This window comes from Luteibacter sp. (assembly GCF_009912395.1).
Taxonomy (GTDB): domain Bacteria; phylum Pseudomonadota; class Gammaproteobacteria; order Xanthomonadales; family Rhodanobacteraceae; genus Luteibacter.
This window is the reverse complement of record NZ_WNDO01000001.1, coordinates 112,035-135,475: the sequence shown is the minus strand read 5'-3', so window position 1 is coordinate 135,475 and position 23,441 is coordinate 112,035. Positions and strand designations below refer to the sequence as shown.

Sequence of the window (23,441 nt, the reverse complement as noted above, 5' to 3'; positions counted from 1 at the left end):
CCAGGGGAGAAGCCATTCCCAACCCCGATAGGAGCTACCCCGCATGGGTATCCAGAACTTCCCGGCTGCTCTCCAGCCGATGATCCAGCAGGGCTATCTCGAGCGTGAATTCCAGGACGGCATTCAGTCCGTCCTCGGCTTCCGCGAGATCGCCCGCCGCGAGACGTTCCCCAACAAGATCGGCGAGACGATCACCAAGACCCGCCCGGGCCTCAAGGCGCCGGTCACCACGCCGCTGAACCCGTCGACCAACACCAACCTCGACAACGGCCTGACGCCGGGCACCTGGACCATCGAGCAGTACACGCTCTCGATCAACCAGTACGGCGACACCATCGACCTGAACACGGTCACCAACCGCGTCGGCATCGTCGAGCAGTTCCTCCAGAACGCCAAGGTCAACGGCGTGCAGTCGGCCCAGTCGCTGGACCGCCTGGCGCGCAACACGATCTACAACGCCTACATGGGTGGTAACAGCCGTGTGCGCGTGACCCTCGGCTCGGCGGGCACCGCCGTGCAGGTCGACGACATCCGCGGCTTCCAGTTCGTGTTCGTGAACGGCATGATGATCCCGGTCAACGGCACGAACACCATGGCCGTGACCGTGGGTGGCAACGTCTACACCCTGGTCGGCGCCGCGGCGGACGGCAGCAACGTCTCCACCGCGCCCAACGGCGTCAGCGGCACGCTGACCTTCTCGGCCGCCGTCTCGGTGGCGGACGGCACCGCTGGCAACGACGTGACCGCCTACAACCTCGGCAGCGGCGTCGCCCCGTTCATCCTGCGTCCGAACGGCCGCGGCAACACGTCCAAGATCGTGGGCACGGACCTGCTCACCATGGGCGCGATGCTCGACGCCGTGGCCTACCTGCGTTCCAACGGCGTTCCGACGATCGGCGGCATGTACAACATGTACGTGGATCCGGTCAGCGCGCGTCAGCTCTTCGCGGATCCCGACTTCAAGCTGCTGTACCAGGGCGCGACGGGCATGAGCAAGGAGTTCCGCATGGGCCGCATCGTCGAGCTGGTGGATGTCCGCCTGATCCCGACGACCGAGGCCTACGTTCAGAACCTCAACGGCGTGCGCGTCCGCCGGGCGATCATCTGCGGCGAGGGCTCGCTCATCGAAGGCGACTTCGAGGGCATGGCCGCGCAGGACATCGCCGGCAACAACGCCCAGATCGACGTCGTGGATGACATCGTGCACGTCACCCGTGAGCCGCTGGATCGCCTCCAGCAGATCATCGCCCAGTCCTGGTACTGGATCGGTGGTTTCACCGCGCCCACGGACCAGACCGTTAACAGCACGATCGTTCCGACGGCGAGCGCGAGCTACTACAAGCGCGCCGTGGTGATCGAGCACGCCGGCTAAGCCGGTGCTTGCGTGCGGGGCCCTGCGCGGGCCTCGCACGTCTTCTGGGAGGACCGTATGCCCCTTGGCACCCCGTATATCCCCGACACCTCGCCGCACGCGGTGGGCAACGGGCAGATCCAGAACCTGACCGCAAGCCAGGTATCGACCAAGTACGGCGCCGGCAACGTCCGCACGCCGACCCGACATTTCACCCTGCGATTTCGTGGCGCGCTGATGCAGTTCACGGCCAATGTGCCGTTCGTCGTGACGCCCGAACTCGCCTCTGCTCTGGTTGCCGCCAATGCCCCCGTCGTCTAACCGGCAGCTCGCCGCAGCGGCCAATCTCGATCGCGACCGCGCCGCGGTTCAGCGCGATCGCGCGGCCGTCGATGAAGCGAAGAAGGCCTTGGCCGGCGAGCGCGCGGAGCTGGAAACGGCCAAGCGCGAGTTGGCGACTGCGGTCAAGGATTTGGCCGGCGTGGTACACGAACTGGTCGCGCCTGCCAAGGCGGCACCGGTCACGGCCCAGGGTGGCGAAAAGACTGCCCACGCGCTGCCGTCGACCATCTGCCTGACCGAATCCTTCGGCTTCGCCGTGAACGGGGTGCTGCGGCACTTCCCCGCTGGCCGGGCCATCACCAATGCCGAGGACATCGCGATGCTTTTCGACCGCGGTGCCAGCATCGAGGGTTACCCCAATGAGTGACGGCGTTTACGTCTCGCAGGGCAAAAATTCCGCGCTGAATATCAGTGCGGCGACCGTGCTCAATGGCGGCAATAGCCCCGGGCTCTACAGCACCGGGCCGAAGGCGCGGATCCAGCGAGTCATCGTGCTGACGGCTGGCACGACCGCCGGGGGCGCCTACGACAGCCCCACGGTGGCCGGTTCTGCCGCCGCCAACCAGCTTGCCGTCATCCCCAACACCGTCGGCTCGTACCTGATCGACATGCCTTGCTTCGCCGGCCTGACGGTCATCCCGGGCTCGGGTCAGGTGCTTGCCGTTTCCTACGACTGAGGTGTAGCCATGGCCTTGACCGATCAGGAGAGGGTCGACATCCGCCGCTTCTGCGGCTACCCGATGTTCGGCGGCACGCCTTCCAGCTTCCAGTCGTACCGCTTCTTCCAGGCCTACGGCACGCTCGAATACCGCATGTCGAACCTGTCGGCGGCGGAAGAGACCACGCTGCGCACGACGTACCTCACCGGCACGAACAACCTTTACCAACTGGAGCAGGCCGTCACCTCGGCAAGCGACAACCTCGACACCGACCAGGCGGCCGTCTGGACCCACAACCGCACCGAAGTGCGCGACCGCATGCGGCTCTACAACATGTGGCGACGCCAGCTATGCGGCTTTCTCGGCGTGCCCGCTGGACCGAGTATGTCGGGCTCATCGGGCGACGGCACGATCGATCTGGTGGTCTGATGGACGGCGTAAAGCTCCAAGGCAAGGTCTACGCGGGCTACGCGCAGGCGGCGAAGCGCATCGGCCTGCCGTTCCAGCAGTACCGGACGACCAGTACGTCAGGCGCGATCGTGCCGGCGGCGCTGATCGGTACGGTGGTGGCGAGCTTCAACGCCCAGGACATGAAATACGGGAAGCCGAACGCCTACGGCAAGCCGCTCTGGTATTGCCTGGCCGACGGCCGGGTGCTGTCCCCGGGCGACTATCTGGTCAACGCGGCCTCCACGTACTTCATCGCAGGCATGCAGCCGCTGCTCCCGATACTGGCGGTGGACTGCAACCGCATGCTGTCGTTCTACCGGCCGCAGCAGCAGCCCACGGTCGGAATCGGTGCCTACGGCGGCAACACGGCGGAAAACCAGCAGTTGATCGCCACCGGATTCCCCGCCTCGGTGCTCCAGGGCACGAAGGGTGAGCGCAACGAGGTGGGCCTGCCGGGCGACGTCAAGACGCCGTGGTGGGCCATCCTCCTGCCGGCGCTTCCAGGCAACGCGCAGCTTCGGGCCGACGACGTCGCCATCGACGAGAACGGCCGACGCTACGTGCTGGCCAGCGCCGAACAAACGGACCTGGGCTGGCGGCTTACCGCGGCCGAGGCGGGCACCTGACGCAGGAACGACCATGGCAGACCTCACCGACGCGCTGAACGCCGTCGTCGGCCTGCTCGCGCAGGCGATCTATCCGAACGGCACGGCGCAGCCATCGGCCACTGGCGACCCCGTGGTCATCTACCCGGGTTGGCCCCAGGCATCCCAGCTCGACAAGGACCTTGCCGGGTTCTCGAACGGGCAGGGCGGCCGTGTCCATATCACGGTCTTCCCCCTGACAGGGGAGACCCTGGTGCCAGCGTACTCAAACGCCTGGACCCCGCTGAGCCAGCAAGCGGCGACAGTGACACTGTCGGTCGCGGGGCAGAACGTGACGCTGGGAGGCGTGGCCGCCATCAACCAGGTGGTGGCCATCGTCCTTTCGACGCAGGCCTTCACCTACGCCGTGCAGGCCAGCGACACGCTGACCAGCATCGCAACGGCGCTGGCAGCGATCATTCCCGGTGCGACGAGCAGCGGACCCGTGCTGACGCTCCCTGCCGGCGCGAAAATCGTCGCGGCGCGTGCCGGCGGCATCGGCACCATGCAGCGAGAGGTGCAGCGCCGAAAGCGGCCGGTGCAGGTGACGATTTGGGCCGACACACCCGACCGGCGTAGCGCCATCGCGCGGTTGATCGACCCGATCCTCGCGGCGGCCGAACGCGTGGACCTGCCCGATCTCACCTCGGCGCGGCTGGTGTACCAGACAAGCCACGAGATCGACGCCACCCAGAAGTCGAACCTCTACCGCCGCGACATCATCTATACCGCCGAATACGCGGTGACCCAGACCAGCAACGCGACCCAGGTGGTCGTGGCGCAGGAAAACATCGCTGTCGCCGTCGCCGGAGCGACGTCGCCGGCAGGCATCAAGACCATCTTCCAGTGAGGACACCATGGCGAAGCACCTGATCGTTCGTGAGGCCTTCGGCGATTACGCCAAGGGCGACCGCATCACCGAGAAGGTCGAGGAGATTCTCGCCTCGCCCAACTCGGCCAACGTCCTCCCGATCAACGCCCCTGACGCCACGGCCCAGAGCCGCGGCAGTAACAGCTCCGGCGATCAGGGCTGATCCCCTCGCACTGAGCCCCGACAGACCCGCGAAAGCGGGTTTTTTTTCGCCCGGAGATACCCATGACCCAGATCGTCCAGCAGGGTGCGATCAACACGACCGCGCTCATCGTGCCCGACCTGTACGTCCAGATCGTGCCGCCCCAGACCTCGCAGCTCAATGGCGTGCCGACCAACGTGCTCGGCATCGTCGGCACCGCGACGTGGGGACCGGTCAATGCCCCCACCGTGTTCGGCAACATGGCGGACTTCGCGCGCCAGTTCGGCGCGTTGCAGAACCGCAAGTACGACCTCGGCACCGCGGTTGCGATCGCCGTCCAGCAGGGCGCGAACAACATCGTCGGCGTGCGCGTCACCGACGGCACCGACACTGCCGCCAGCGTCGCGCTTTCGACCAACATCACCTTCACCAGCAAGTACACCGGCACCTTGGGCAACAGCGCGAGCGTGCAGATCGCCACCGGTAGCGCGGCGAACAGCTGGAAAGCGATCGTCTCGATGCCCGGCCAGGTGGCCGAGGTGTTCGACAACATCACCGGCACGGGTGCCGCCTTCTGGTCGAACCTCGCCGCGGCGATCAACAACGGCCAGTACGGCTTGCGCGGCCCGTCGAACATGATCGTGGCCACGGCCGGCGCTGGCACGACGGCGCCCTCGGCGTCCACGAACGCGCTGACCGGTGGCACCGATGGCGCCACGACCATCAACGCCGCCGTGCTGGTGGGTGTGGACACGTCGCCCCGGAAGGGCATGTACGCCCTGCGCGGCGCGGGCGCCTCGGTCGCCATGCTGGCCGACGTGGACGATCTGACCACGTGGACGACGCAGGTCGCCTACGGGCTGTCCGAGGGCACCTACATGATCTGCACCGGACCGGCCGGCGACACCATCGCCAATGCCGTGACCACGCGCGCGGCCGTCGGCGTCGACAGCTACGCGTTCAAGCCGATCTTCGGTGACTACTGCTACTGGGCCGATCCGGTGAATGGCGTCACGCGCCTGGTATCGCCCCAGGCGTTCTGCGCCGGTCGTCTCGCGAACCTGGCGCCGCAGCACAGCTCGCTCAACAAGGCGCTGTACGGCATCGTCGGCACCCAGAAGACCAGCCAGAACCTCACCTATTCGGTGGCGGAGCTGCAAACGCTCATCTCGGCAGGCTGGGACGTCATCACCAACCCGGTGCCGGGCGGCAACTACTTCGGCATGCGCGTCGGCCACAACGGCAGTTCGAACCCCGCCACGCAGGGCGACAACTACACGCGGATGACGAACTACATTGCCAGCACGATCGGCGCCGCCATGGGTAAGTTCGTCGGCCGCCTCCAGACCACGGCTGCGAACGATCCGCTTCGTGCCGAGGTCAAGGCCACCCTCGACGCCACCTTCCAGGCGATGCAGGACGCCAAGCAGATCGACACCTTCAGCAACCAGTGCGATCAGAACAACAACCCGCCGGCACAGGTCGCGGCGGGCAACCTCCGCGATGACACCGCCGTCCGCTACCAGAGTGTCGCGGAGAAGTTCCTCGTGAACATGCAGGGCGGCCAGACGGTCGTCACGCGAGCCAACGCGCCGACCTAAGCGGGCGACGCAATTCATCCATCTCCGGGCGCCTAGGGCGCCCTTTCTCGTTTGGAGAGAACCATGCCCGCAAACAATTTCAGCATCGGCAAGGACATTTCTGTCGTCTTTGTCACGCCCACGGGCACGCTGAACCTGCCAGTCTCCGTCACGAGCTTTGAAGCGAAGCCGATCTACAACAAGATACGTAGCACCCATCTGGACAAGACCCGTGGCGCGAACACGCCGCAAGGATGGGATGGAAGCCTTCAGCTCGACCGTTTCAGCAGTGTCGTCGACGACTTCTTCGCACAGCAGGAGGCTGGCTACTACGCTGGCCTCAACACGCTCACGGGTTCGATCACGGAGACGATTCAGGAAGCGAACGGTTCGATCTCGCAGTACCGATACACCGACGTCGTCTTCTCGTTTGAGGAGGCTGGAAAGTACACTGGCGATCAGAAGGTCACCCAGACGATCGGGTTCTTCGCTTCCCAAAAACTCAAGGTTGCCTAACCCATGACCGAACCCACCGTTACCATCACCGAGGCCGGCGACGTGCCTCAGCCGACGGCGAGCGAGCAGTTGATCCGCCAAGCTTCGGCGGAGGTCGCCACCACCGACGCGAAGGGTCGTCGCATCGTGCTCCGTAAGCCTGGCGTGCTCGCCCAGTTTCGCTTGGTCGAGATGCTCGGCGCCTCTGCCTCGAACCAGACGTACATGGGCATGGTTCTGCCGCTCACGTTCGTCGGCAGCATCGACGGGGACGCCGTCTCGATCAGCACCAAGCGCGAGCTGGAGGCGCTGATCCAGCGTCTGGACGAGGGTGGCATCATGGCCGTTGCGGCGGCTGTCCAGGCAAACTTCGGCGAGCAGGACACGGAAGCCGATAAGGAAGCGGTAAAAAACTAGCGACGGCCCCGGCGATACGCGAATGCCTCTGGCTGGTAAAAAATGGCATTCCGTTCGACGTGGCCTTCGCCCTCAATGATGTGACTCGCGCCGCGTTCGCCATCTCCTTCAGCGAGATGGAGGGCAACGAGTTCGATTGGTCCACCATGAGCTTCAAGGAGCCGAAATGAGGTCCTTCGAAAGCTTCGGCGACTTCGCCGATCACCTTGTGCGCATCGCTGCCGCCGCGCCTGTCGCCCTTCACCGGGGCGTGCAGGACGCGGCGGACGTCGTTCTGGCGGATGCGCGCGACGAGATCGGCAAGTACCAAGACGCGATTGCCTCGGACCGCGGTGGCGTCGGGCTGATTCCTGCATGGGAGCAGCTCGCGCCGTCGACCGAGAAGCAGAAGGAGCGCGCGGGCTATCCGCTTGACGCGCCCCTTCTTGCCTCTGGAGGTTTCCGCGACACGATTACGAAAAGCGCGGTAGGACTGAAGGCGGTCGTCGGGACCAACGACGAGCGCAGAGTGTGGTTCGAAATGGGCACGCCACGCATGCCTCCACGCGCAGTGTTCGCGCCGGCCGCCATTCGAAATGAGGCAAAGGTGCTCCGCATCCTCGCCGAAGCCGCCATGGCTGGCCTTATCGGTGGTGACCTGATGTTTGTTCCGCTGTCGTCGGATTAACCGGCGCTTCCTTAACGATCTCGAGGTAGGCGATGGCAGCGATCAGCGTCAGGAACGCGATCTGCCACGCGGTGCGCTTGCGTCGGCGTGACGCTTCCTCCGTCACAGGAGCAGCACGATAACGGTGCCAGGTATCGCAGCCAGGACGGCGCCGAACAGCAGTAGGGCGACCGGCGGCCCACCGGCGCGCGGCGCCAGTGCTCTTGCCACCACGTGGATTGCGACGAGTAGGGCAGCGGCGCCGATGGCGAGGTCCCCCAGTTGCCGGCGCACCTTCAGCCAATCCAACCCCGGCTTTGCAGGCTGGACCCTTGGCACCGCGTACTGGATGAACGAGAAACGGTCAGCCAGCCAGTCTTGAAGCCTGATTCGTAAAGGTATTGGCATGTTCGAAGCATACAAGATCGGCGTGCGCATCGGCGTCGTCGATGCCACCGGCGGCGGCATCTTGAAGCTGGCTGCGCAGTTCGACAAGGCGCAGAAGTCGGCCAAGGGCCTCCTCGACACGATCATCAAGATCAACGAGGCCACGCGGCGCGGCTTCAGCTCGACATGGGCCGATTCGGCCGCCAGCGGTTTCGATCGCGCCCATCGCGCCGCCGATGGCTACGCCTCGTCTGCCGAGCGCGCCTCCCGTGCCTCGGGAGGCATGTCCGTCTACGGCGGTGGCGGGAGCGGTTTCGGCGGTGCTGGCGGTGGCGGGATGATGGCGATCGCTGCTTTCGCGGGTGCCCGCGGCGGCTCGGCCCCCATGCTGCTAGGTGGTCCCGGACAGCGCCTGCTCACCGGCACGGGGGGCGCCCTGGCTCTGGGTGGTCCGGCGGCCAATGGTCCGTTGCTCCTGACGGGTAGTGGGTCCGGTGGCGGCATGTCTGGCGGCGGCGTTGGCGGGGGCATGGGCATGCCAGGCATGGCCGCCGCTGGCTGGGCGGGTTGGCGCGGATGGCGCGGCGGCGGCGGTGGTGCGGGCGGCGGTGGATCCGGGTCTGGTGGCGGCTTCGGCGGCTTCGGCGGACTGATCGGTGGCGATGCGCTCGCCGGCACGGGGCGTGCCATGTTCGGCATGCTCGGCGGACCAATCGACAAGGCATCGGAGTACGAGCAGGCTCAGGCGAGGTTCCGCCTCTTCGGCATGAGCGACGCGGTCAATCGAGAAGCCGTGAAGTTCGCCGAGGGGATGCACATCATCGGCACGTCGATCATCGACGCGATGAACAACGTGACCGAGGCGCAGGGCGTCTTCCGCGAGTCGGGCCTCGACGGGAGCAAGGCGCTGGAGGGCGCCAAGCTCGCGGCTCCAGTCCTGGCGAAGATCGCCTACGCGACCCAGGGCCTTGACGGCGCTTCGCAGTCGCGCATGCACACGCAAAGCCTCGCCATGCTCCGCTTCATCGAGATGCGCGGCGGGTTGAAAGACGCGGCCACGTTCAACTCGATCGCGGATCAGGGATGGAAGGCAATACGCAGCTCTGGCGGCAACGTGGACTGGGAGCAGCTTCGCCAGTTCATCGCCCGAGGCGGCGTCGCGGCGCAGGGGCTCAACAACGAGGCGCTGTTCGGGAAGCTCGAGCCGGTCATCGGTGAGTTGAAGGGCAGCACCGCCGGCAACGCGTGGATGACATCCTACAACCGCCTTGTCGGCGGCGTGCGCATCCCGAACCAGGTCGCGCACCTGCTTGCGGACAACGGCATCTGGGACGCGTCGAAGATCCAGTGGAACTCGCAGGGCGGCATCAAGCAGTTCAAGGGCAACCCTCTTCGCGACATGGCGACGTTCGCCAGCGATCCAGTGGAGTTCTACGAGAAGAATATCCTCCCGATGTATGCCCGTATGGGTATCGCAACCACGGCGGAAAAGGCTCGCGAGAACACAATGATCTTTGGCCGCACTGGCGGCGCGATGTTCAGTCTGATCGATCGCCAGCTTGCGGCAATCCACCACTCCGACGAAGCGCAGAAGAAGGCGCTTGGTATTAATGCGTCGGTCGATGAGGAGAGCCAAACCTATCGCGGCCAGTACCTGCGAGCGCAGAAGGAGCTTGAGACGGCTTCGGTACGTCTTGGGGCGGTTGTGCTTCCAATGCTGGTTAAGGGGCTCCAGTTTGTCACCCCCCTGATCGAAAAGATCGCGACGTGGATCAATGACCACTCAACCCTCACGAAGGGCTTGGTCATCGTCTTCGGGGCGGTCGCTGCGTTAGCGGTAATTGGTGGATCGATTCTGGCTGTTGGGGGCGCACTGACGCTTATCGGAACGGCAGTAACGGCCGCTGGGGGGCTGGGCGGTCTACTTACTGGGGTTGGAGCTGGGCTTGGCGCCATCGCCTCGGCGGCCGGCGTCTTTATGGCCGCCTACATCGGATGGAAGACCGGCGGATGGCTCAACGACAACGCCATCAATCCGCTCGCGGCGAAGGTGACGGGCCAGAAGGACGACACGCTATCCGGCACTCTCTACGACCTGTGGAACCCGTTCAACAAGGCCACGGGCAAGCGGGAATTCAAGCCGTGGTCGTCGATCGGTCGGGTATTCAGTGACGACCCGCTGAGTCGTAAGGCCGAGACCGACTACATGAGCCGCTCGCCGTTCGTCGCGCCGAAGAAGCCCACGGCACAGGGCGGCGGCGCGGGCGACGTCTACCTCGACGGAAAGAAGGTCGGCAAATACCTCGCCCCGCACTTCGGCGACATGCTCAGCGCCCCACAGCGCGGCGGCAACGCCTTCGACTTCTCCGCAACGCCGGCGCCTGTCGGCATGAACCAAGCCCGCTGACGGGAGAGACATGGCTACGACGGTTGTCACGCTGGGCGATTTCCAGTTTCGGGACATGGAGGTCCCCGAGTCCATTCTGTTCGGCGGTGGGCAGGCGCTGGTTGTCCACAAGCTCGTTGGTGGCCAGCGGGTGGTCGATGCCATGGGACCGGACGACGCGCCGAAGGACTGGCGCGGCTGGTTCCGCGGCCAGGATGCGGTGTCGCGCGCCCGGTATATCGACACCCTTCGCAAGCAGGGGCGCGCGCTGACACTGACCTGGGATGCCTTCCGCTTCAACGTGGTGATCGCGACCTTCGAGGCGGACTTCCGTCGCGCCTACGAGATTCCCTACAGGATCAGCCTGGAGGTTGTCGAAGACCTGACGGCGCCCATTACCCAGGTGGCCGGCGGATCGATCGATGACGCCATGGGTGACGACATGTCGTCCGCCATCGGCCTCGGAGGGAGCATAGGTGACGGGGCGCTGTCGTCAGCGCTGGGAACGCTGAACTCGGCAGTGACCGGCGTGTCGAGCTTCGCGAATGCCTCGACCTCGGTCATCAACAGCGTGCTCGGCCCGATCGGGACGGTGCTTACGCGCACAAATCAGCTCATCGCCGGTGCAGGCAACAGCATCCAGAACATCGGAACGCTTGGCGGCGTGCTGCCCAACACGCCCATCGGCTTGTCGTCGCAATCGCTGGCGGCCCAGGTCGTGGCATTCAACCAGTTGCCCAACCTCTACGCGCTACAGAACGTAGTAGGCCGCATGCGCTCGAACCTGGGTTCAGTGGCGGGTGCTGGCCGCTCGGTTCCCGTGTCCGGCGGCAACCTCATGGACATGGCGGCCTCGCAGTACGGAGACGCCACGGCATGGACCGGCATCGCCAAGGCCAACGGCCTAAGCGACCCGATGCTGACCGGTCTGCAAACCATCTCGGTGCCGCTACGCGCCGACAACGCGGGAGGGTTGCTGGGTGACTGAAGTTCAAGACCTCTCGTCGGTCGCCGCGGTCATCGATCCATCGATGCAGGCTGCTCGCCAGCCGCGCGGGTTGGTGCGACTCAACGGTACGCCGTCTCCGGCGTGGATCGACTTCGCCGTGGATTCCAATGCCTACCACGAGGCCGACACCTTCGACGTGTTGCTCGCCGTTAAAGAACTGGTTGCACCGCAGGATAAAGCTTGGCTTTTGTCGCAGGATCAGATCAGCGTGGAGATTTTCGCTGGCTTCCCGTCGAACCCTGATGTGGTTAGTGCCGACGAACTGACGCTATTGATCAAGGGGAATGTGGACGTAATCGACTTCGATCCTGCCGCGCGCGAAATCCCGCTCAGCGGCCGCGATCTCACGTCCCTGCTGATCGACGCGAAGACCACGGAGAAGTGGCAGACCCAGACGGCAAGCCAGATCGCGACCACGTTGGCGCAGCGACACGGTCTCACACCGGTGGTTACGGACACCTCCACGCCGGTGGGGCGCTATTACCAGATAGACCATGTGTCGATGACATCGACGGACACCGAGTGGGAGCTACTGACCTGGCTCGCCATGCAGGAGGGCTTCGTCGTCTACGTGAAGGGAGACGAACTGCACTTCGAGCCCAAGCCGGACCCAGCCGACGCCGTTCCCCTCGAAATCTGGTGGGAAGAGCCGGATGACACCTATGGCTTTCATCGCTCCAACACCATCCGGCTCGGCTTCTCGCGCACGTTGACGGTGGGGAAGGGCGCCATCGTGCAGGTCCGATCCTGGAACCAGAAGCAGAAGAAGGGATTCACGGCTACGTACCCGACGAGCCACGCGAAGGGCATCAGGCCAGGGCAGGCCACGTCTCCCGCGCAGGTCTATTCCTACGTCATCGGCAACCTTACCCAGGAGCAGGCGCTTCAGCGGGCGCAGGCGCTCTACAACGAGCTGATCAAGCACGAGATGCGCTTCCGAGCATCAATGCCCGCGGATAGCGACACCACGGCGACCAGCATGGTGAAGGTCACGGGCACCGGGACCTCCTTCGACCAGACGTATTACGTGGACAGCGTAAACCGCTCCATGTCCAACGGAGGCGGCTACACGATGGACATCAGCGGCAAAAACCACTCGCAGGATACGAGCATCGTCCCATGACCGGTTCCAGGCTTCACAACGCCATGCGCGGCATTGCCACGGCCGCCGCGCAGGGGCGTGCGGGCCTGCGTGTCGGCCTGGTCAGCGCCTACGATCCGAACCGCTATGCGGTCAAGGTGAAGTTTCCGCCCGACGAGGTCGAGACGGGCTGGATTCCCTTGCAGGCCGTTCAGGTGGGCAATGGCTTCGGCATCTACGCGCCGCCGAACCTCGATGACCAGATCACGGTGGAGTTTCAGGATGGCGCGCAGGACGCGGGCGTCGCCGGTGGAGCCCTGTTCAATGACATCGACGTGCCGCTGGCCGTTCCGGCTGGCGAGGTCTGGATCGTCCATCGGTCCGGCGCGTTCTGGAAGCTCACGAACGACGGCAAGGCCACCTTCAGCGATGGGAACGGCGCGAGCATCGCGCTCAACGGCGACGGCACGCTTTCATCGGCAGGCACGTGGAATCACGCCGGCGACTTCAACGTGAACGGCAACCAGGCCCACACCGGCAGCATCACGTCGAATGGCAAGCATGTCGACAGCACGCTCCGCGTGACCGGGGTTCAAACGGGTTCGGGTACGTCCGGCCCAGTGGCTTAAGGAATTCGCGTGGCTGACCTGACCGACATCAACCATTACTGGGGCGCCGACGTGGGGGTGGGGCCATCTGGCGACCTCGGCCAGGCACAGGGATCGGCGCGCACGCAACAGCGCATCTTGCGCCGGCTCCTGACCAACCCCCGCGCGGTGCTTCCTGACGGGACCGTTTTGCCTCCAGATTACCCGTTCCATCCTAACTACGGCGCCGGCTTGCCACGGTATGTGGGACTAGCGGTCGATCTAGCCGAAATCGTTGCGCTGATCCGAGGGCAGATCCAGCTCGAGGATGCCGTCGCGTCGCTGCCGGAGCCGGTCATCAGCGTGAGCACGATCACGAACGGTCTCGCGGTCTCGATCCGCTACACCGATGCCGAGTCCGATTCGGCGGCCATCCTGTCTTTCAACGTCAACCAGTGAGCGGCCATGGCCAGCGTTAATTCGAAAAGCTTCTCCCAACTGGTTACCGACTTCGCTGTCAGCGTTCAGGCGCGGGCGTCGGCCCTGGTGGACTTCACGGTCGGTTCCATCCTGCGCGCGACAGCCGAGTCGCAGGCGTCGGTGGTGATCTGGCTTGAGGGCCTGATTCTCCTCTTGCTGGCGACAACGCGAGCGGCGACGAGTAACGGGCCCGACCTCGACTCGTGGATGGCGGATTTTCAGTTCTTCCGGCTCCAGGCAGCAACCGCGACGGGGCAGGTCGTATTCGCTCGGTTCACCCCTGGCATGCAGGCGGTCGTTCCCATTGGCGCCGTCGTGCAGACGGCCGATGGCACCCTTCGGTACTCGGTGGTGGTGGACGCCACGAACGCAGCGTACAGCGCGCAGCTTGGCGGCTACGTCATCCTACCTGCCGCGGCGAGCATGTCGGTGCCGGTGGTCGCTGCCTCGGCTGGTGCGGCTTACAACGTCGTCGCTGGCGCCATAAGCGTGCTTGCGCAGGCGGTTCCCTACGTGGATACCGTCACCAATCTGGTGCCGATCACTAATGGCGCCGATGCGGAGCAGGATGGCGCTTTCCGCGCTCGGTTCGTCGCCTACATCGCCAGCCTTTCGAGGGCGACTAAGCAAGCCATCCTCAACGCGATCACTTCACTAAAAATCGGAGCCACCGCATCGCTGGCCGAGAATCAGGACTACAACGGCAACTACCATCCAGGGTACTTCTACGCCGTCGTCGACGATGGCAGCGGCGTACCCGGATCGACGTTTCTCGCATCGGCGTACAACGCGATTGACGCCGTTCGGCCATTTACCGTTGCCTTCGGGGTCTTCGCGCCGATCACTACCCTCGCCAACGTGGCGATGGCCGCGGCGGTGGGTTCTGGATATGACCCGGTTGCTACCAAGGTCGCCATCAGGGCCGCGATTCAGGCTTACATCGCTGGACTGAGTCTGGGGCAGGGCCTTTCGTGGAGCCGTCTTCTTCAGGTGGCGTATGACGCGTCCCCGGGTATCACCAACATCACGGGACTGACGGTCAACGGCGGCACCACCGACATCGTCGTGTCCGGCCAGCAGCGCATCATCGTCGGAACGGTGACCGTATCGTGATCGGAGACTTCAACGACATTTTCGTGAGGCTAAAAGCAAAGCTGCCCACGCGGTGGTTTGGTGGTGTCTCGGACAGCATGCCTTTGCTGGATGGCGTGCTGTCCGGCATTGCGACGTTGCTTAGCTTCGTCTACACGATCTACGGCTATGCGAAGCTCCAGACGCGGATCATGACAGCCACCGATGGCTGGCTCGACATGATCGCCGCCGACTTCTTTGGGCCAACGGGACTCCTGCGCAAGGTCGGCCAGTCGGATACCTCCTATCGCCTCGTGATTCTCGCGAACCTGTTCCGCGAGAAGGCGACGCGTAACGCGATCGTCTCGATCCTCACCGCGCTGACGGGTAGGTCGCCGACGATCATCGAGCCCTTACGGCCCGCAGACACTGGTGCTTATGGGGCCCCGAACATTGGATACGGCGTGGCGGGCGCCTACGGCTCGATGCTGCTCCCCTACCAGGCATTCGTCATCGCCTATAGGCCGGTGAGCAATGTCGGCATTGCTAACGTCGCCGGCTATCGCATCCCAACCGGCGCGTATGGCACGCCATCGAGAGCCGAGTACGCATCTATAGGAATGGTGACCGGTGGTGTGACAGACGCCGACATCTTCGCGGCTATCGATGCGGTGAAGCCTGCTGGGACCATCGTTTGGACCCGAATTAGCAACTAGCCAATCCAACTAAGTCCATCCCCGAACCCGCCCTTGAGGCGGGTTTTTTTATGCCTGGAGAAATCTCTTGGATCGAAAAATCGTCTACCCGGGTCAGATCCCGCTCGAAACAGACCTGCTCGGCACGAACCAGTCGGTGATGGTGGCCCTCGGTAAGCTGATGGGCGCGATCTTCGGAACAGGGGGAGCCGTAAACGGCCTCACCGTGGGTCCGAATACCCCGGCTGCGCTGAACGTCGTCGTCGCCCCAGGCGAGATATATCAGCTGATGAACCTTGAGGCTACCGCGTACAGCTCGTTGCCGGCGGACAACGCGCACACGCTGGTGAAGCAAGGGATCTTGCTGGACCCCGTAACGCTGGCATGTGCGGCGCCTCCGACGGCTGGCTTCTCGGTCAATTATCTGATCGAAGCGACGTATTCGGACAGCGATACGAACAATACGACGCTTCCGTATTACAACGCGAGTAATCCGTCTCAGGCATACAGCGGACCGAACAACAGCGGTGCGCAGCAGGCAACGACGCGTGCCGGGATTGTGCAGTTGCAGGTTAAGTCGGGTGTCGCTGCGGCGACGGGCACACAGACGACGCCGGCGGTCGACAACGGATTTATTGCACTCGCTGTTGTGACGGTTGCTAACGGTCAGACGACAATTACCTCCGCAAATATCGTCGGGGCCAACACCAACCAGATCACGAGTTCGCCGATTTCCATCGGTAGGCTTATTACGACTCGTGTTTTCAGCACCCCAGGAACTTTTACTTACAACCCTTCGCCGGGAACCAGGCTAGTTCGTGCAAAGGTTCAAGGCTCGGGTGCAGCGGGCTCGGGTACGGTTGCGTGCGGCGCATCTCAAGTGGCTTTGGGCGGCGGTGGGAGCGCCGGGTCCTATTGTGAGAGCTGGATTACCTCTGGCTTTTCTGGCCTTTCGGTTGTTGTTGGTGCGCCGGGCGTGGCTGTGCTCGGTAGCTCTGGTGGAAATGGTGGCTCTTCGAGTTTCGGCGGACTTATGTTGGCTCCCGGGGGGATTGGGTCTACCGCCACCGGAACTCCGTTTACTGGCATCGCAATGGCTGGCGGCGTATTCGGGCCAGCGATTGCAACCGGTGGCACGGTGATAAATGGCCGCGGAGGGCAAGGCAATACCGGCATCGTGACTTTGGTCATTTCTAATGGCGGTGTTGCAGTTTCCGGGAGCGGCGGTGCCTCGGCGTTTGGACCCGGAGGTGATGGACGCATCAATAGTTCAACTGGCCCTGGATTCGCGGGAACATTCCCTGGTAGTGGTGGTGGCGGCAGCCTCACCATGCCGAATGGCGCTGCTCAGATTGGCGGAAACGGTGCACCTGGCATCGTGATCATCGAGGAATACGCATGAAGACGTATGCACTGATCGATAGCGGATACGTGACGCAAGTGGCAGACGATCCGAACGACATGACGGTAGAGGACTGGTCAGCACAATTCCCCGCGAGCTTCGTATGGATCGACGTGACGGATGTTGACCCAAGGCCCATCGTCGGATGGGCGGCAGCGCAGGTCGACGGGACGTGGGCATTTGGTCCCTATATTCCGCCGCCCCCGCCGCCGCCAACCGCCGATCAACTGCGTTCGGCGCGGAATTCCTTGCTCAACCTTGCGGATTTTGCGATCAACACGGTTGCAGATGCGTCGCAAGACGTGGCATCGCTCAGGACTTGGCGTCAGCAGCTGAGGGATGTCCCTCAGCAGTCAGGTTTCCCGGCGAGCTATCATTTCCCGGCCGTTCCGGCAGGGATTACACTGCCGGAGAGTCAGCAGCTTGCGATACAGGCTGTAATGTCTGCTGTGTGAGTGCGTTTTCTGCACCGGTTCGGCGACGGAATGGCATGAACAAGAAGTCGCGGACTGTCTTGGGTTCGGGCGTGCCAGGCACGCCCACATCCGGCCACTCTCCCTTCTTTGGGAAGATCGCAGTGCGGAACACGATGTCCCAGAAGGGCACGAAGGAGCCGAAGTTGTGGCCCCACTGTTCTCGATGCACCGAATGGTGAATTCGATGGTATCGGTTGTCCGCCACGATGTACCTCAGTGGGCCAAGGTTCCAACGCGTGCAGGAGTGCTCATACTGTCCCTGCATGCCGATGATGGTGAAAATCAAGGCGGGCACGAGTCCGGTGTCCAGCGCAAATAGCAGGGACATCGGTATCGTAATGAATGGAATTCGAAAAATTTCCTCGCTGAAGTGATGATTGCTATTCCATGCGCTCATCTCTTCAAGAGAGTGATGCACCTCATGGAAGCGCCACATGAACTTGAAGGTGTGCTGTGCCCGATGGAACCAATAGTAAAAGAACTCACCAATGATGCCCGCGAGCAATGGCGCGCCAAACCAGCTAATAGGGTGCAGCCACTTGTGTTCGGAATACGACAGCACGCCAAGGCGGAGGGTGAAGAGTGGCGTGATATGCAGCTGAGCCCATAGCGCGTTGAAGAACGCCAGAGAAGTCGCGGTGATAGCGATGTACACCGCCCAGTGCAGTCCTCCCCGCAGGCGGGACTTGACGGAGTACTTGCTCTTGGGCCAAAGCATCTCCAGCGCGAGGCAAATTGTCGACGCCAGAAGTACGCTCCAGGCATAGTTTCGCATGCCTGTCCAGGCAGAAATCAGTAAGTCGTGCATGACCAAGTCCAGTTTGTCAGTTTCAATACTATTGATGCGGTTGGCACGGGTGGCTCTTTGATAAGACCCTAACGATGTAGCTTGCGGCGCCCTGCACTGGAACCGGTGCGGGATCTCTTGCCTGCACGCTCAGTTCCTCAAGTATGGAGTCCTGCGACGAACCTTTGGGGACACAAAAGGCATGTCCGTCATTCGACGCAACAACCCCATCGACGTAGGGTCCTACAGCCGCGGCTATTTCCTCGTCCCCAGGCTGATACCAGCCGCCTACTTTAACGCGCCAACGGGCTTCCATCGCCATCTTGAGGTCCGCGCTTGTAGTAATCGAGGCGTTCGGCGGCGCAGTGCAAGCGACAAGGCCGGACATCATACAAATTAGCGTGGCTCTAAGCATTTCCATCCGCCTGAGTGGTTTAGCTAATTCTACGATACCCATCTCCACGGGTGAGACAGGCTCGGCGTAGGCTCGCCGGCATGTGGATCTACGAGCGCCATGGCCCCGACCTATACAAGTACCTGCACACAAGCGGGTCGATGCCGATCTGCGTCGTGCGCAGGGTCGGAGACGGCTGGGACCTTATGTTTGAGCGAGGCCCGCGCCACCGTGGCCCGTACCACTACGCGCGCTTTGAGACGGCCCACAAGCATCTACGGCGCTACTTGTCCATCCACGCCGACCGTCTGGTTGGGCCGCTGAGCGATCGGGCTAAGATCCTCCCTACCTGCTGCAACGCTTTGCCGCCGCCGACGGGGGATGCCATGGGGCGGCCGTACCCTGAGATAGTGGTCGACAAGCGCAGGCAGCGCCGTAGCAAGTGGTGAGCGTGATTCTCACATGCGGATCGCGCAAACGAAAAAGCCACCCGATGGGTGGCTTCTCCGGTAGAATTACGTCAGAACCTCTGTAAGCGTTGTGCCGCAATCCATATTGGTGCCCAGGAGAGGACTCGAACCTCCACGGTTTTACCCGCTAGTACCTGAAACTAGTGCGTCTACCAATTCCGCCACCTGGGCAGGTGACTCGGTGCAGTGTGTTGCATTGCTGCGCCGTGAGCCACGTAGATTAGGCAGGTCGGGTAAACTTGTCAACGATTTTTCACAACGGATGCAAAAAAATTTCGCATCCACTTTCCAAGGTCCCTCAGTGACGAAGAAAAAGAAAGGTTCCGGAGGCCACAAGGGCCCCCGTAAAGCCAAAGCCACGCGCCCGGGCAAGGCGCTGGCGAAGTTCCGTGACCAGCTGCCGGTGGCGGTCAAGGATCCCCATGCCGAGCGCGAAGCCCAGCGCTATGAGCAGCCCATTCCCAGCCGCGAGGCGATCCTCGCGTTGCTCGAGGAGCGTGGTGAGCTGGTGTCCGCCGAGGACATCGCCCGCGCCCTTCGCCTGTTCACCGATTACGAGATCAACGCCCTGGGCAAGCGCCTGGGCGCGATGATCCGCGACGGCCAGCTCCTGCGTAACCGTCGTGGCGGGTACGCCCCGGCGCAGAAGCTCAGCCTGATCCCGGGCCGCGTTATCGCCAACGCCGAAGGCTACGGCTTCCTGCGTCCGGACGAGGGCGGGGAAGACCTCTACCTCTCGCCCTCGCAGATGCGCAGCGTGCTGCACGGCGACCGGGTGCTCGCTAGCGTGGTCGGCATCGACCGCCGTGGACGCCGCCAGGGCGCCATCGTCGAGGTGCTTGAGCGTCGCTCGCCCCGACTGGTCGGCCGCATTGTCATCGAGAACGGCGTGACCCTGGTCGAGCCGGACGACCGTCGCCTGCACCAGAACATCATGATTCCCGCCGGCCGCGATGCCGGTGCCCGCTCGGGCGAGATCGTGGTCGCCGAGATCACCGATCCGCCGACTCCGCACCGCGGGCCGCTCGGCACCGTCCGCGCCGTCCTGGGCCAGCGCCTGCAACCGTCGCTGGTGGTGGAGATGGCGATCGCCAGCCACGACCTGCCGCACGAATGGCCGCCGCAGGTGGTCCGCCAGGCGGAAGAGGTCGAGCCGAAGGTGTCCGCCGCCGAGCGCAAGGGTCGCATCGACCTGCGCGACCTGCCGTTGGTCACCATCGACGGCGAGGACGCTCGCGACTTCGACGATGCCGTGTATGCCGAGCCGCTGAAGGGCGGTGGCTTCCGTCTTATCGTCGCCATCGCCGATGTCTCGCACTATGTGCCCGTGGGCACGCCGCTGGACACCGAGGCCTACGAGCGCAGCACGTCCACGTACTTCCCCGGCTTCGTCGTGCCGATGCTGCCGGAGACGCTGTCCAACGGTATCTGTTCGTTGAATCCCCGCGTCGACCGCCTGTGCATGGTCTGCGACATGGAAGTGGACGAGCAGGGCGAAGTACAGCAATCGAAGTTCTACGAGGCGGTGATGTTCTCGCATGCGCGCCTGACCTATACCAAGGTCTGGCAGGCCGTGGGTGAGCGCAACGAGGATGTCCGCCAGGAGATCGCCGACGTGCTGCCGCAGGTGGAAAACCTGCATCGCCTGTACAAGGCCATGTCGAAGGCGCGCAAGCGTCGCGGCGCGATCGATTTCGAGACGCCGGAAGTGAAGTTCCGCCTCGCGCCGTCGGGCGACGTGGTGTCCATGGGCACCACCGACCGCAACGATGCGCACAAGCTCATTGAGGAATGCATGATCGCCGCGAACGTGCAGGCGGCGAAATTCCTTTCGAAGCGCAAGATTCCGGCCCTGTATCGCGTGCACGCGCCGCCGCTGGCCGAAAAGTACGACGACCTGCTGCGCTTCCTGCGCGAGTTCAAGCTGAAGCTGCCGCCCGCCGACGAGGTGACGCCGGCCGACTTCTCCGCCTTGCTGAAGAAGGTGCAGGATCGTCCGGAGGCCGAGCTGATCCAGTCCGTGTTGTTGCGCGCGCAGAGCATGGCGGTGTACCACCCGGAAAACCAGGGCCACTTCGGCTTGGCGCTGGACGCGTACGCCCACTTCACCTCGCCGATCCGTCGCTATCCCGACCTGCTGGTCCATCGTGCGATCCGTTATGCGGTGACCCGTGGCAAGCCGGCGGACTACACCTATAGCGAAGCGCAGATGGCCGCGATGGCCGTGCATTGCTCGCAGCGCGAGCGTCGTGCGGAAGAGGCCGAGCGCGATGTGGACGAGCGCTTCAAGTGTGCCTGGATGGAAAAGCACGTGGGCGAGGAGTTCGCCGGCACCATCACGGGCGTCACTTCCTTCGGTTTGTTCGTCGAACTGGCAGCGTCGCGCGTGTCGGGCCTCATCCATGTGTCGCAGCTGCCGAACGATTACTACAAGTTCGATCCGGTCCGACATCTGCTTGCTGGCGAACGAACGGGTGCGAGTTATCGCCTGGGCGACTACGTGAGCGTGCAGGTGATGCGCGCGAGCCTGGAAGATCGCAAGATCGATTTCCGCCTCGTCGCCCGTCTCCAGTCGCTGCCGAAGCCGGCCGCACCCGCACCCGCACCGGCGCCGGTCGTCGCGCCCAAGCCCAAGCCCACCAGCGCCGTCGCCGAGGCTGGCAAGGCTCTGGGGCGCGTCGTGAAGAAGGTCGCCGAGAAGCTCGGCGCGAAGCGAAAGCCGAAGACTGGGGTTGTCGCCACGCCGACGGTTCGCGATGATGCGCGCCCCGTGGTCGCACCGACGCCGGCAGCGCCGGTACGCGCGACGCGTGCCAAGCCCGTTGCCGGGCCGGTCGTGAAGATGCCCGTGGCGAAGAAAGCCGTGGCCAAGAGCGCGCCTGTAAAGAAGGCGGCGGTCAAGAAGGTCGCGGTGAAGAAAGCCGTGGCGAAGAAGGTCGCGGTGACGAAGGCGCCGGTAGCGAAGCCCTCGACGCCGAAGCTGGCAGTTAAAAAGGCGGCCGCGAAGAAGGCTGCCACCAAGAAGGCCGCGGTGACCAAGACCGCGCCGCGCAAACCCAGGAGCAAGTCGTAAGTCATGAGCGAGACGTGGATCGTCGGCATCAATCCGGTCGAAGGCGCCCTCGCCAACGACCCGGAGCGAGTCCGTGAAGTATTGATCGAGCAGAACTCGAAGAACGCCCGCATCAACGAGATCACGGCGGCTGCGCGCAAGCGTGGCATCCAGGTGAAGTCGGTCGGCAAAGATCAGCTTGAGCGTATCGGTGGCGAGGCCCGTCACCAGGGTGTTATCGCCAAATATGAAACGCCGCCCCTGCGCGGCGATGCCGACCTGCCGGCGCTGATCGAGGCCGCCGGTCGCGATGCCTTGGTGCTAGTGCTGGACGGCGTGACCGATCCGCACAACCTCGGCGCCTGCCTGCGCAGTGCGGCGGCCGCGAACGTTACCGCTGTGATCGTACCCAAGGATCGCGCCGTGGGCATCACGCCGACGGTGCGTCGTGCGTCGGCTGGCGGTGCGGATCTTGTTCCCGTGCTGGCGGTGACCAATCTCGCGCGTGCCTTGCGTGCGCTGAAAGACGCGGGTGTGTGGATCACGGGCCTGGCGGGTGAGACCGAAACGTCCATCTACGACATCGACATGAAGGGCCCCGTGGCCCTGGTGATGGGCAGCGAGGGCGACGGCATGCGCCATCTCACCCGTGAAACCTGCGATTTCGTGGCGCGTATTCCGATGCCGGGTAACATGGAAAGCCTGAATGTATCCGTCGCGACCGGCGTGGTGCTGTTCGAGGCGTTGAGGCAACGAGGAGTCGCACGATGAGCAACATGCTTTGGCACGACTGGACCGGCCTGTTCGGCGTGGGCCTGGTGCTGATCGCCTATTTCCTGCTCCAGGCGCACAAGCTGTCGGGGCAGGGATACACGTACCAGGTGATGAACCTGCTGGGCGCGTTCGGCATTCTGTTGTCGCTGGTGTTCGGTACCTTCAACCTGGCAGCCTTCCTCCAGGAGCTGGCCTGGTTCCTGATCAGCGTGTACGGCATCGTGCGCGGCGTTCGGGCCAGGAGGGTTACCCCCATCGTGCCGTAATGCCCTTGTAGGAGCGCGCTTGCGCGCGATCGCGCGTAAGCGCGCTCCTACAGGGTTACACCCCGGTCAGGATGACCCGCTAGAATGCTCAACGGACCGGCGCAATGCCGGTCCGCCCATGGGGACGACCCCATGGCGCTCTTTCACTGCGGGGACGGCCCCGCCCTGGTGGAGCGAAACCATGTACTGGTTCATCCTTTTCCTCGCCGGCCTGTTCGAGATCTGCTGGGCCGTGGGACTCAAATACACCGAAGGTTTCACCAAGCTGGTGCCCAGCCTGCTGACGGGTGCGGCCATGGTGGTGAGTATCGTGTTGCTGGCCTTCGCGACCAAGAAGCTGCCCCTGGGCACGGCTTATGCCGTCTGGACCGGTATCGGAGCGGTGGGCGCCGTGACGCTCGGTATCGTGCTGTTCGGCGAGTCGGCGCAGCCGTTGCGGCTGCTGTGCGTGGGGTTGATCGTGGCCGGCATCATCGGCCTGAAGCTCACCGCTGTCTGAAGACGCCTGACCGCTGTTGTAGGAGCGC

The 23,441-nt window shown here is 63.8% G+C and carries 27 protein-coding genes and 1 tRNA gene; 25 read left to right on the top strand and 3 right to left on the bottom strand.

Going from position 1 to position 23,441, the window contains the following annotated elements; translation table 11 throughout:
- Window positions 1–43: 43 nt before the first annotated feature.
- From GAK28_RS00665 to GAK28_RS00610, 12 genes are all read left to right on the top strand, one after another.
- A complete protein-coding gene (locus GAK28_RS00665) occupies window positions 44–1,372 on the top strand; it encodes a hypothetical protein (protein WP_291773750.1) in 1,329 nt (442 codons plus the stop codon).
- A 57-nt stretch (window positions 1,373–1,429) separates the two neighbouring features.
- Window positions 1,430–1,672 (top strand): hypothetical protein, encoded by a 243-nt coding sequence (locus GAK28_RS00660; RefSeq protein WP_291773749.1) that lies wholly within the window; start codon window positions 1,430–1,432, stop codon window positions 1,670–1,672.
- The gene (locus GAK28_RS00655; RefSeq protein ID WP_291773747.1) at window positions 1,656–2,060 is read left to right on the top strand and encodes a hypothetical protein; all 405 of its coding nucleotides are present in this window, start codon (window positions 1,656–1,658) and stop codon (window positions 2,058–2,060) included. The genes GAK28_RS00660 and GAK28_RS00655 overlap by 17 nt, the downstream gene beginning before the upstream one ends.
- A complete protein-coding gene (locus GAK28_RS00650; RefSeq protein WP_291773745.1) occupies window positions 2,053–2,370 on the top strand; it encodes a hypothetical protein in 318 nt (105 codons plus the stop codon). The genes GAK28_RS00655 and GAK28_RS00650 overlap by 8 nt, the downstream gene beginning before the upstream one ends.
- 9 nt (window positions 2,371–2,379) lie before the next feature.
- A complete protein-coding gene (locus GAK28_RS00645; RefSeq protein WP_291773743.1) occupies window positions 2,380–2,781 on the top strand; it encodes a hypothetical protein in 402 nt (133 codons plus the stop codon).
- Window positions 2,781–3,428: a hypothetical protein gene (locus GAK28_RS00640; RefSeq protein WP_291773741.1), complete on the top strand. Its 648-nt coding sequence runs from the start codon at window positions 2,781–2,783 to the stop codon at window positions 3,426–3,428. The genes GAK28_RS00645 and GAK28_RS00640 overlap by 1 nt, the downstream gene beginning before the upstream one ends.
- Window positions 3,429–3,441: 13 nt before the next feature.
- Window positions 3,442–4,296: a hypothetical protein gene (locus GAK28_RS00635; RefSeq protein WP_291773739.1), complete on the top strand. Its 855-nt coding sequence runs from the start codon at window positions 3,442–3,444 to the stop codon at window positions 4,294–4,296.
- Window positions 4,297–4,303: 7 nt separating this feature from the next.
- Window positions 4,304–4,480 (top strand): hypothetical protein, encoded by a 177-nt coding sequence (locus tag GAK28_RS00630; protein ID WP_291773737.1) that lies wholly within the window; start codon window positions 4,304–4,306, stop codon window positions 4,478–4,480.
- Between the two features lie 62 nt (window positions 4,481–4,542).
- Complete coding sequence (locus GAK28_RS00625; protein ID WP_291773735.1) at window positions 4,543–6,060, top strand: hypothetical protein; 1,518 nt, start codon at window positions 4,543–4,545, stop codon at window positions 6,058–6,060.
- A gap of 63 nt (window positions 6,061–6,123) precedes the next feature.
- The gene (locus GAK28_RS00620; RefSeq protein ID WP_291773733.1) at window positions 6,124–6,555 is read left to right on the top strand and encodes a hypothetical protein; all 432 of its coding nucleotides are present in this window, start codon (window positions 6,124–6,126) and stop codon (window positions 6,553–6,555) included.
- 3 nt (window positions 6,556–6,558) lie between these two features.
- Window positions 6,559–6,951 (top strand): hypothetical protein, encoded by a 393-nt coding sequence (locus tag GAK28_RS00615; RefSeq protein ID WP_291773731.1) that lies wholly within the window; start codon window positions 6,559–6,561, stop codon window positions 6,949–6,951.
- Between the two features lie 136 nt (window positions 6,952–7,087).
- Window positions 7,088–7,618: a hypothetical protein gene (locus GAK28_RS00610; RefSeq protein ID WP_291773729.1), complete on the top strand. Its 531-nt coding sequence runs from the start codon at window positions 7,088–7,090 to the stop codon at window positions 7,616–7,618.
- A gap of 102 nt (window positions 7,619–7,720) precedes the next feature.
- On the opposite strand, the gene GAK28_RS00605 is transcribed toward GAK28_RS00610, so the two are convergent.
- Window positions 7,721–8,035 (bottom strand): hypothetical protein, encoded by a 315-nt coding sequence (locus GAK28_RS00605; protein WP_291773727.1) that lies wholly within the window; start codon window positions 8,033–8,035, stop codon window positions 7,721–7,723.
- Here GAK28_RS00605 and GAK28_RS00600 point away from each other — a divergent pair.
- The 9 genes from GAK28_RS00600 (at window position 8,028) to GAK28_RS00560 (ending at window position 17,150) form a co-directional block, all read left to right on the top strand.
- Window positions 8,028–10,391, top strand: coding sequence for a phage tail tape measure protein (locus tag GAK28_RS00600; protein ID WP_291773725.1), 2,364 nt, complete (start codon window positions 8,028–8,030; stop codon window positions 10,389–10,391). The two genes, GAK28_RS00605 and GAK28_RS00600, sit on opposite strands and share 8 nt — an antisense overlap.
- 10 nt (window positions 10,392–10,401) lie before the next feature.
- On the top strand, window positions 10,402–11,358 hold the full coding sequence (locus tag GAK28_RS00595; RefSeq protein WP_291773724.1) for a hypothetical protein: 957 nt from the start codon (window positions 10,402–10,404) through the stop codon (window positions 11,356–11,358).
- The gene (locus tag GAK28_RS00590; protein WP_291773722.1) at window positions 11,351–12,502 is read left to right on the top strand and encodes a hypothetical protein; all 1,152 of its coding nucleotides are present in this window, start codon (window positions 11,351–11,353) and stop codon (window positions 12,500–12,502) included. The genes GAK28_RS00595 and GAK28_RS00590 overlap by 8 nt, the downstream gene beginning before the upstream one ends.
- Window positions 12,499–13,089 (top strand): phage baseplate assembly protein V, encoded by a 591-nt coding sequence (locus GAK28_RS00585; RefSeq protein ID WP_291773720.1) that lies wholly within the window; start codon window positions 12,499–12,501, stop codon window positions 13,087–13,089. Before GAK28_RS00590 ends, GAK28_RS00585 begins: the two co-directional genes overlap by 4 nt.
- Window positions 13,090–13,098: 9 nt before the next feature.
- On the top strand, window positions 13,099–13,506 hold the full coding sequence (locus GAK28_RS00580; protein ID WP_291773718.1) for a hypothetical protein: 408 nt from the start codon (window positions 13,099–13,101) through the stop codon (window positions 13,504–13,506).
- A 6-nt stretch (window positions 13,507–13,512) separates the two neighbouring features.
- Window positions 13,513–14,640: a baseplate J/gp47 family protein gene (locus GAK28_RS00575; protein ID WP_291773716.1), complete on the top strand. Its 1,128-nt coding sequence runs from the start codon at window positions 13,513–13,515 to the stop codon at window positions 14,638–14,640.
- Window positions 14,637–15,314, top strand: coding sequence for a hypothetical protein (locus GAK28_RS00570; protein ID WP_291773714.1), 678 nt, complete (start codon window positions 14,637–14,639; stop codon window positions 15,312–15,314). The genes GAK28_RS00575 and GAK28_RS00570 overlap by 4 nt, the downstream gene beginning before the upstream one ends.
- A gap of 67 nt (window positions 15,315–15,381) precedes the next feature.
- Window positions 15,382–16,695 carry a hypothetical protein gene (locus tag GAK28_RS00565; RefSeq protein WP_291773712.1) on the top strand — a complete coding sequence of 438 codons (1,314 nt, stop codon included), beginning with the start codon at window positions 15,382–15,384 and terminating at the stop codon, window positions 16,693–16,695.
- Window positions 16,692–17,150: a phage tail assembly chaperone gene (locus GAK28_RS00560; protein ID WP_291773710.1), complete on the top strand. Its 459-nt coding sequence runs from the start codon at window positions 16,692–16,694 to the stop codon at window positions 17,148–17,150. The genes GAK28_RS00565 and GAK28_RS00560 overlap by 4 nt, the downstream gene beginning before the upstream one ends.
- On the opposite strand, the gene GAK28_RS00555 is transcribed toward GAK28_RS00560, so the two are convergent.
- The gene (locus GAK28_RS00555; RefSeq protein ID WP_291773708.1) at window positions 17,095–17,979 is read right to left on the bottom strand and encodes a sterol desaturase family protein; all 885 of its coding nucleotides are present in this window, start codon (window positions 17,977–17,979) and stop codon (window positions 17,095–17,097) included. The two genes, GAK28_RS00560 and GAK28_RS00555, sit on opposite strands and share 56 nt — an antisense overlap.
- A gap of 929 nt (window positions 17,980–18,908) precedes the next feature.
- Window positions 18,909–18,993, bottom strand: a tRNA-Leu gene (locus GAK28_RS00550).
- Between the two features lie 130 nt (window positions 18,994–19,123).
- Here GAK28_RS00550 and rnr point away from each other — a divergent pair.
- The 4 genes from rnr to sugE all read left to right on the top strand — a co-directional run bounded on the left by rnr (window position 19,124) and on the right by sugE (window position 23,413).
- Complete coding sequence (rnr, locus tag GAK28_RS00545) at window positions 19,124–21,895, top strand: ribonuclease R (RefSeq protein WP_291773706.1); 2,772 nt, start codon at window positions 19,124–19,126, stop codon at window positions 21,893–21,895.
- 3 nt (window positions 21,896–21,898) lie between these two features.
- Window positions 21,899–22,645, top strand: coding sequence for a 23S rRNA (guanosine(2251)-2'-O)-methyltransferase RlmB (gene rlmB, locus GAK28_RS00540; RefSeq protein ID WP_291773704.1), 747 nt, complete (start codon window positions 21,899–21,901; stop codon window positions 22,643–22,645).
- Window positions 22,642–22,914 carry a hypothetical protein gene (locus tag GAK28_RS00535; protein WP_291773702.1) on the top strand — a complete coding sequence of 91 codons (273 nt, stop codon included), beginning with the start codon at window positions 22,642–22,644 and terminating at the stop codon, window positions 22,912–22,914. The genes rlmB and GAK28_RS00535 overlap by 4 nt, the downstream gene beginning before the upstream one ends.
- 181 nt (window positions 22,915–23,095) lie before the next feature.
- On the top strand, window positions 23,096–23,413 hold the full coding sequence (sugE, locus tag GAK28_RS00530) for a quaternary ammonium compound efflux SMR transporter SugE (protein ID WP_291773700.1): 318 nt from the start codon (window positions 23,096–23,098) through the stop codon (window positions 23,411–23,413).
- The last annotated feature ends 28 nt before the right edge of the window (window positions 23,414–23,441 follow it).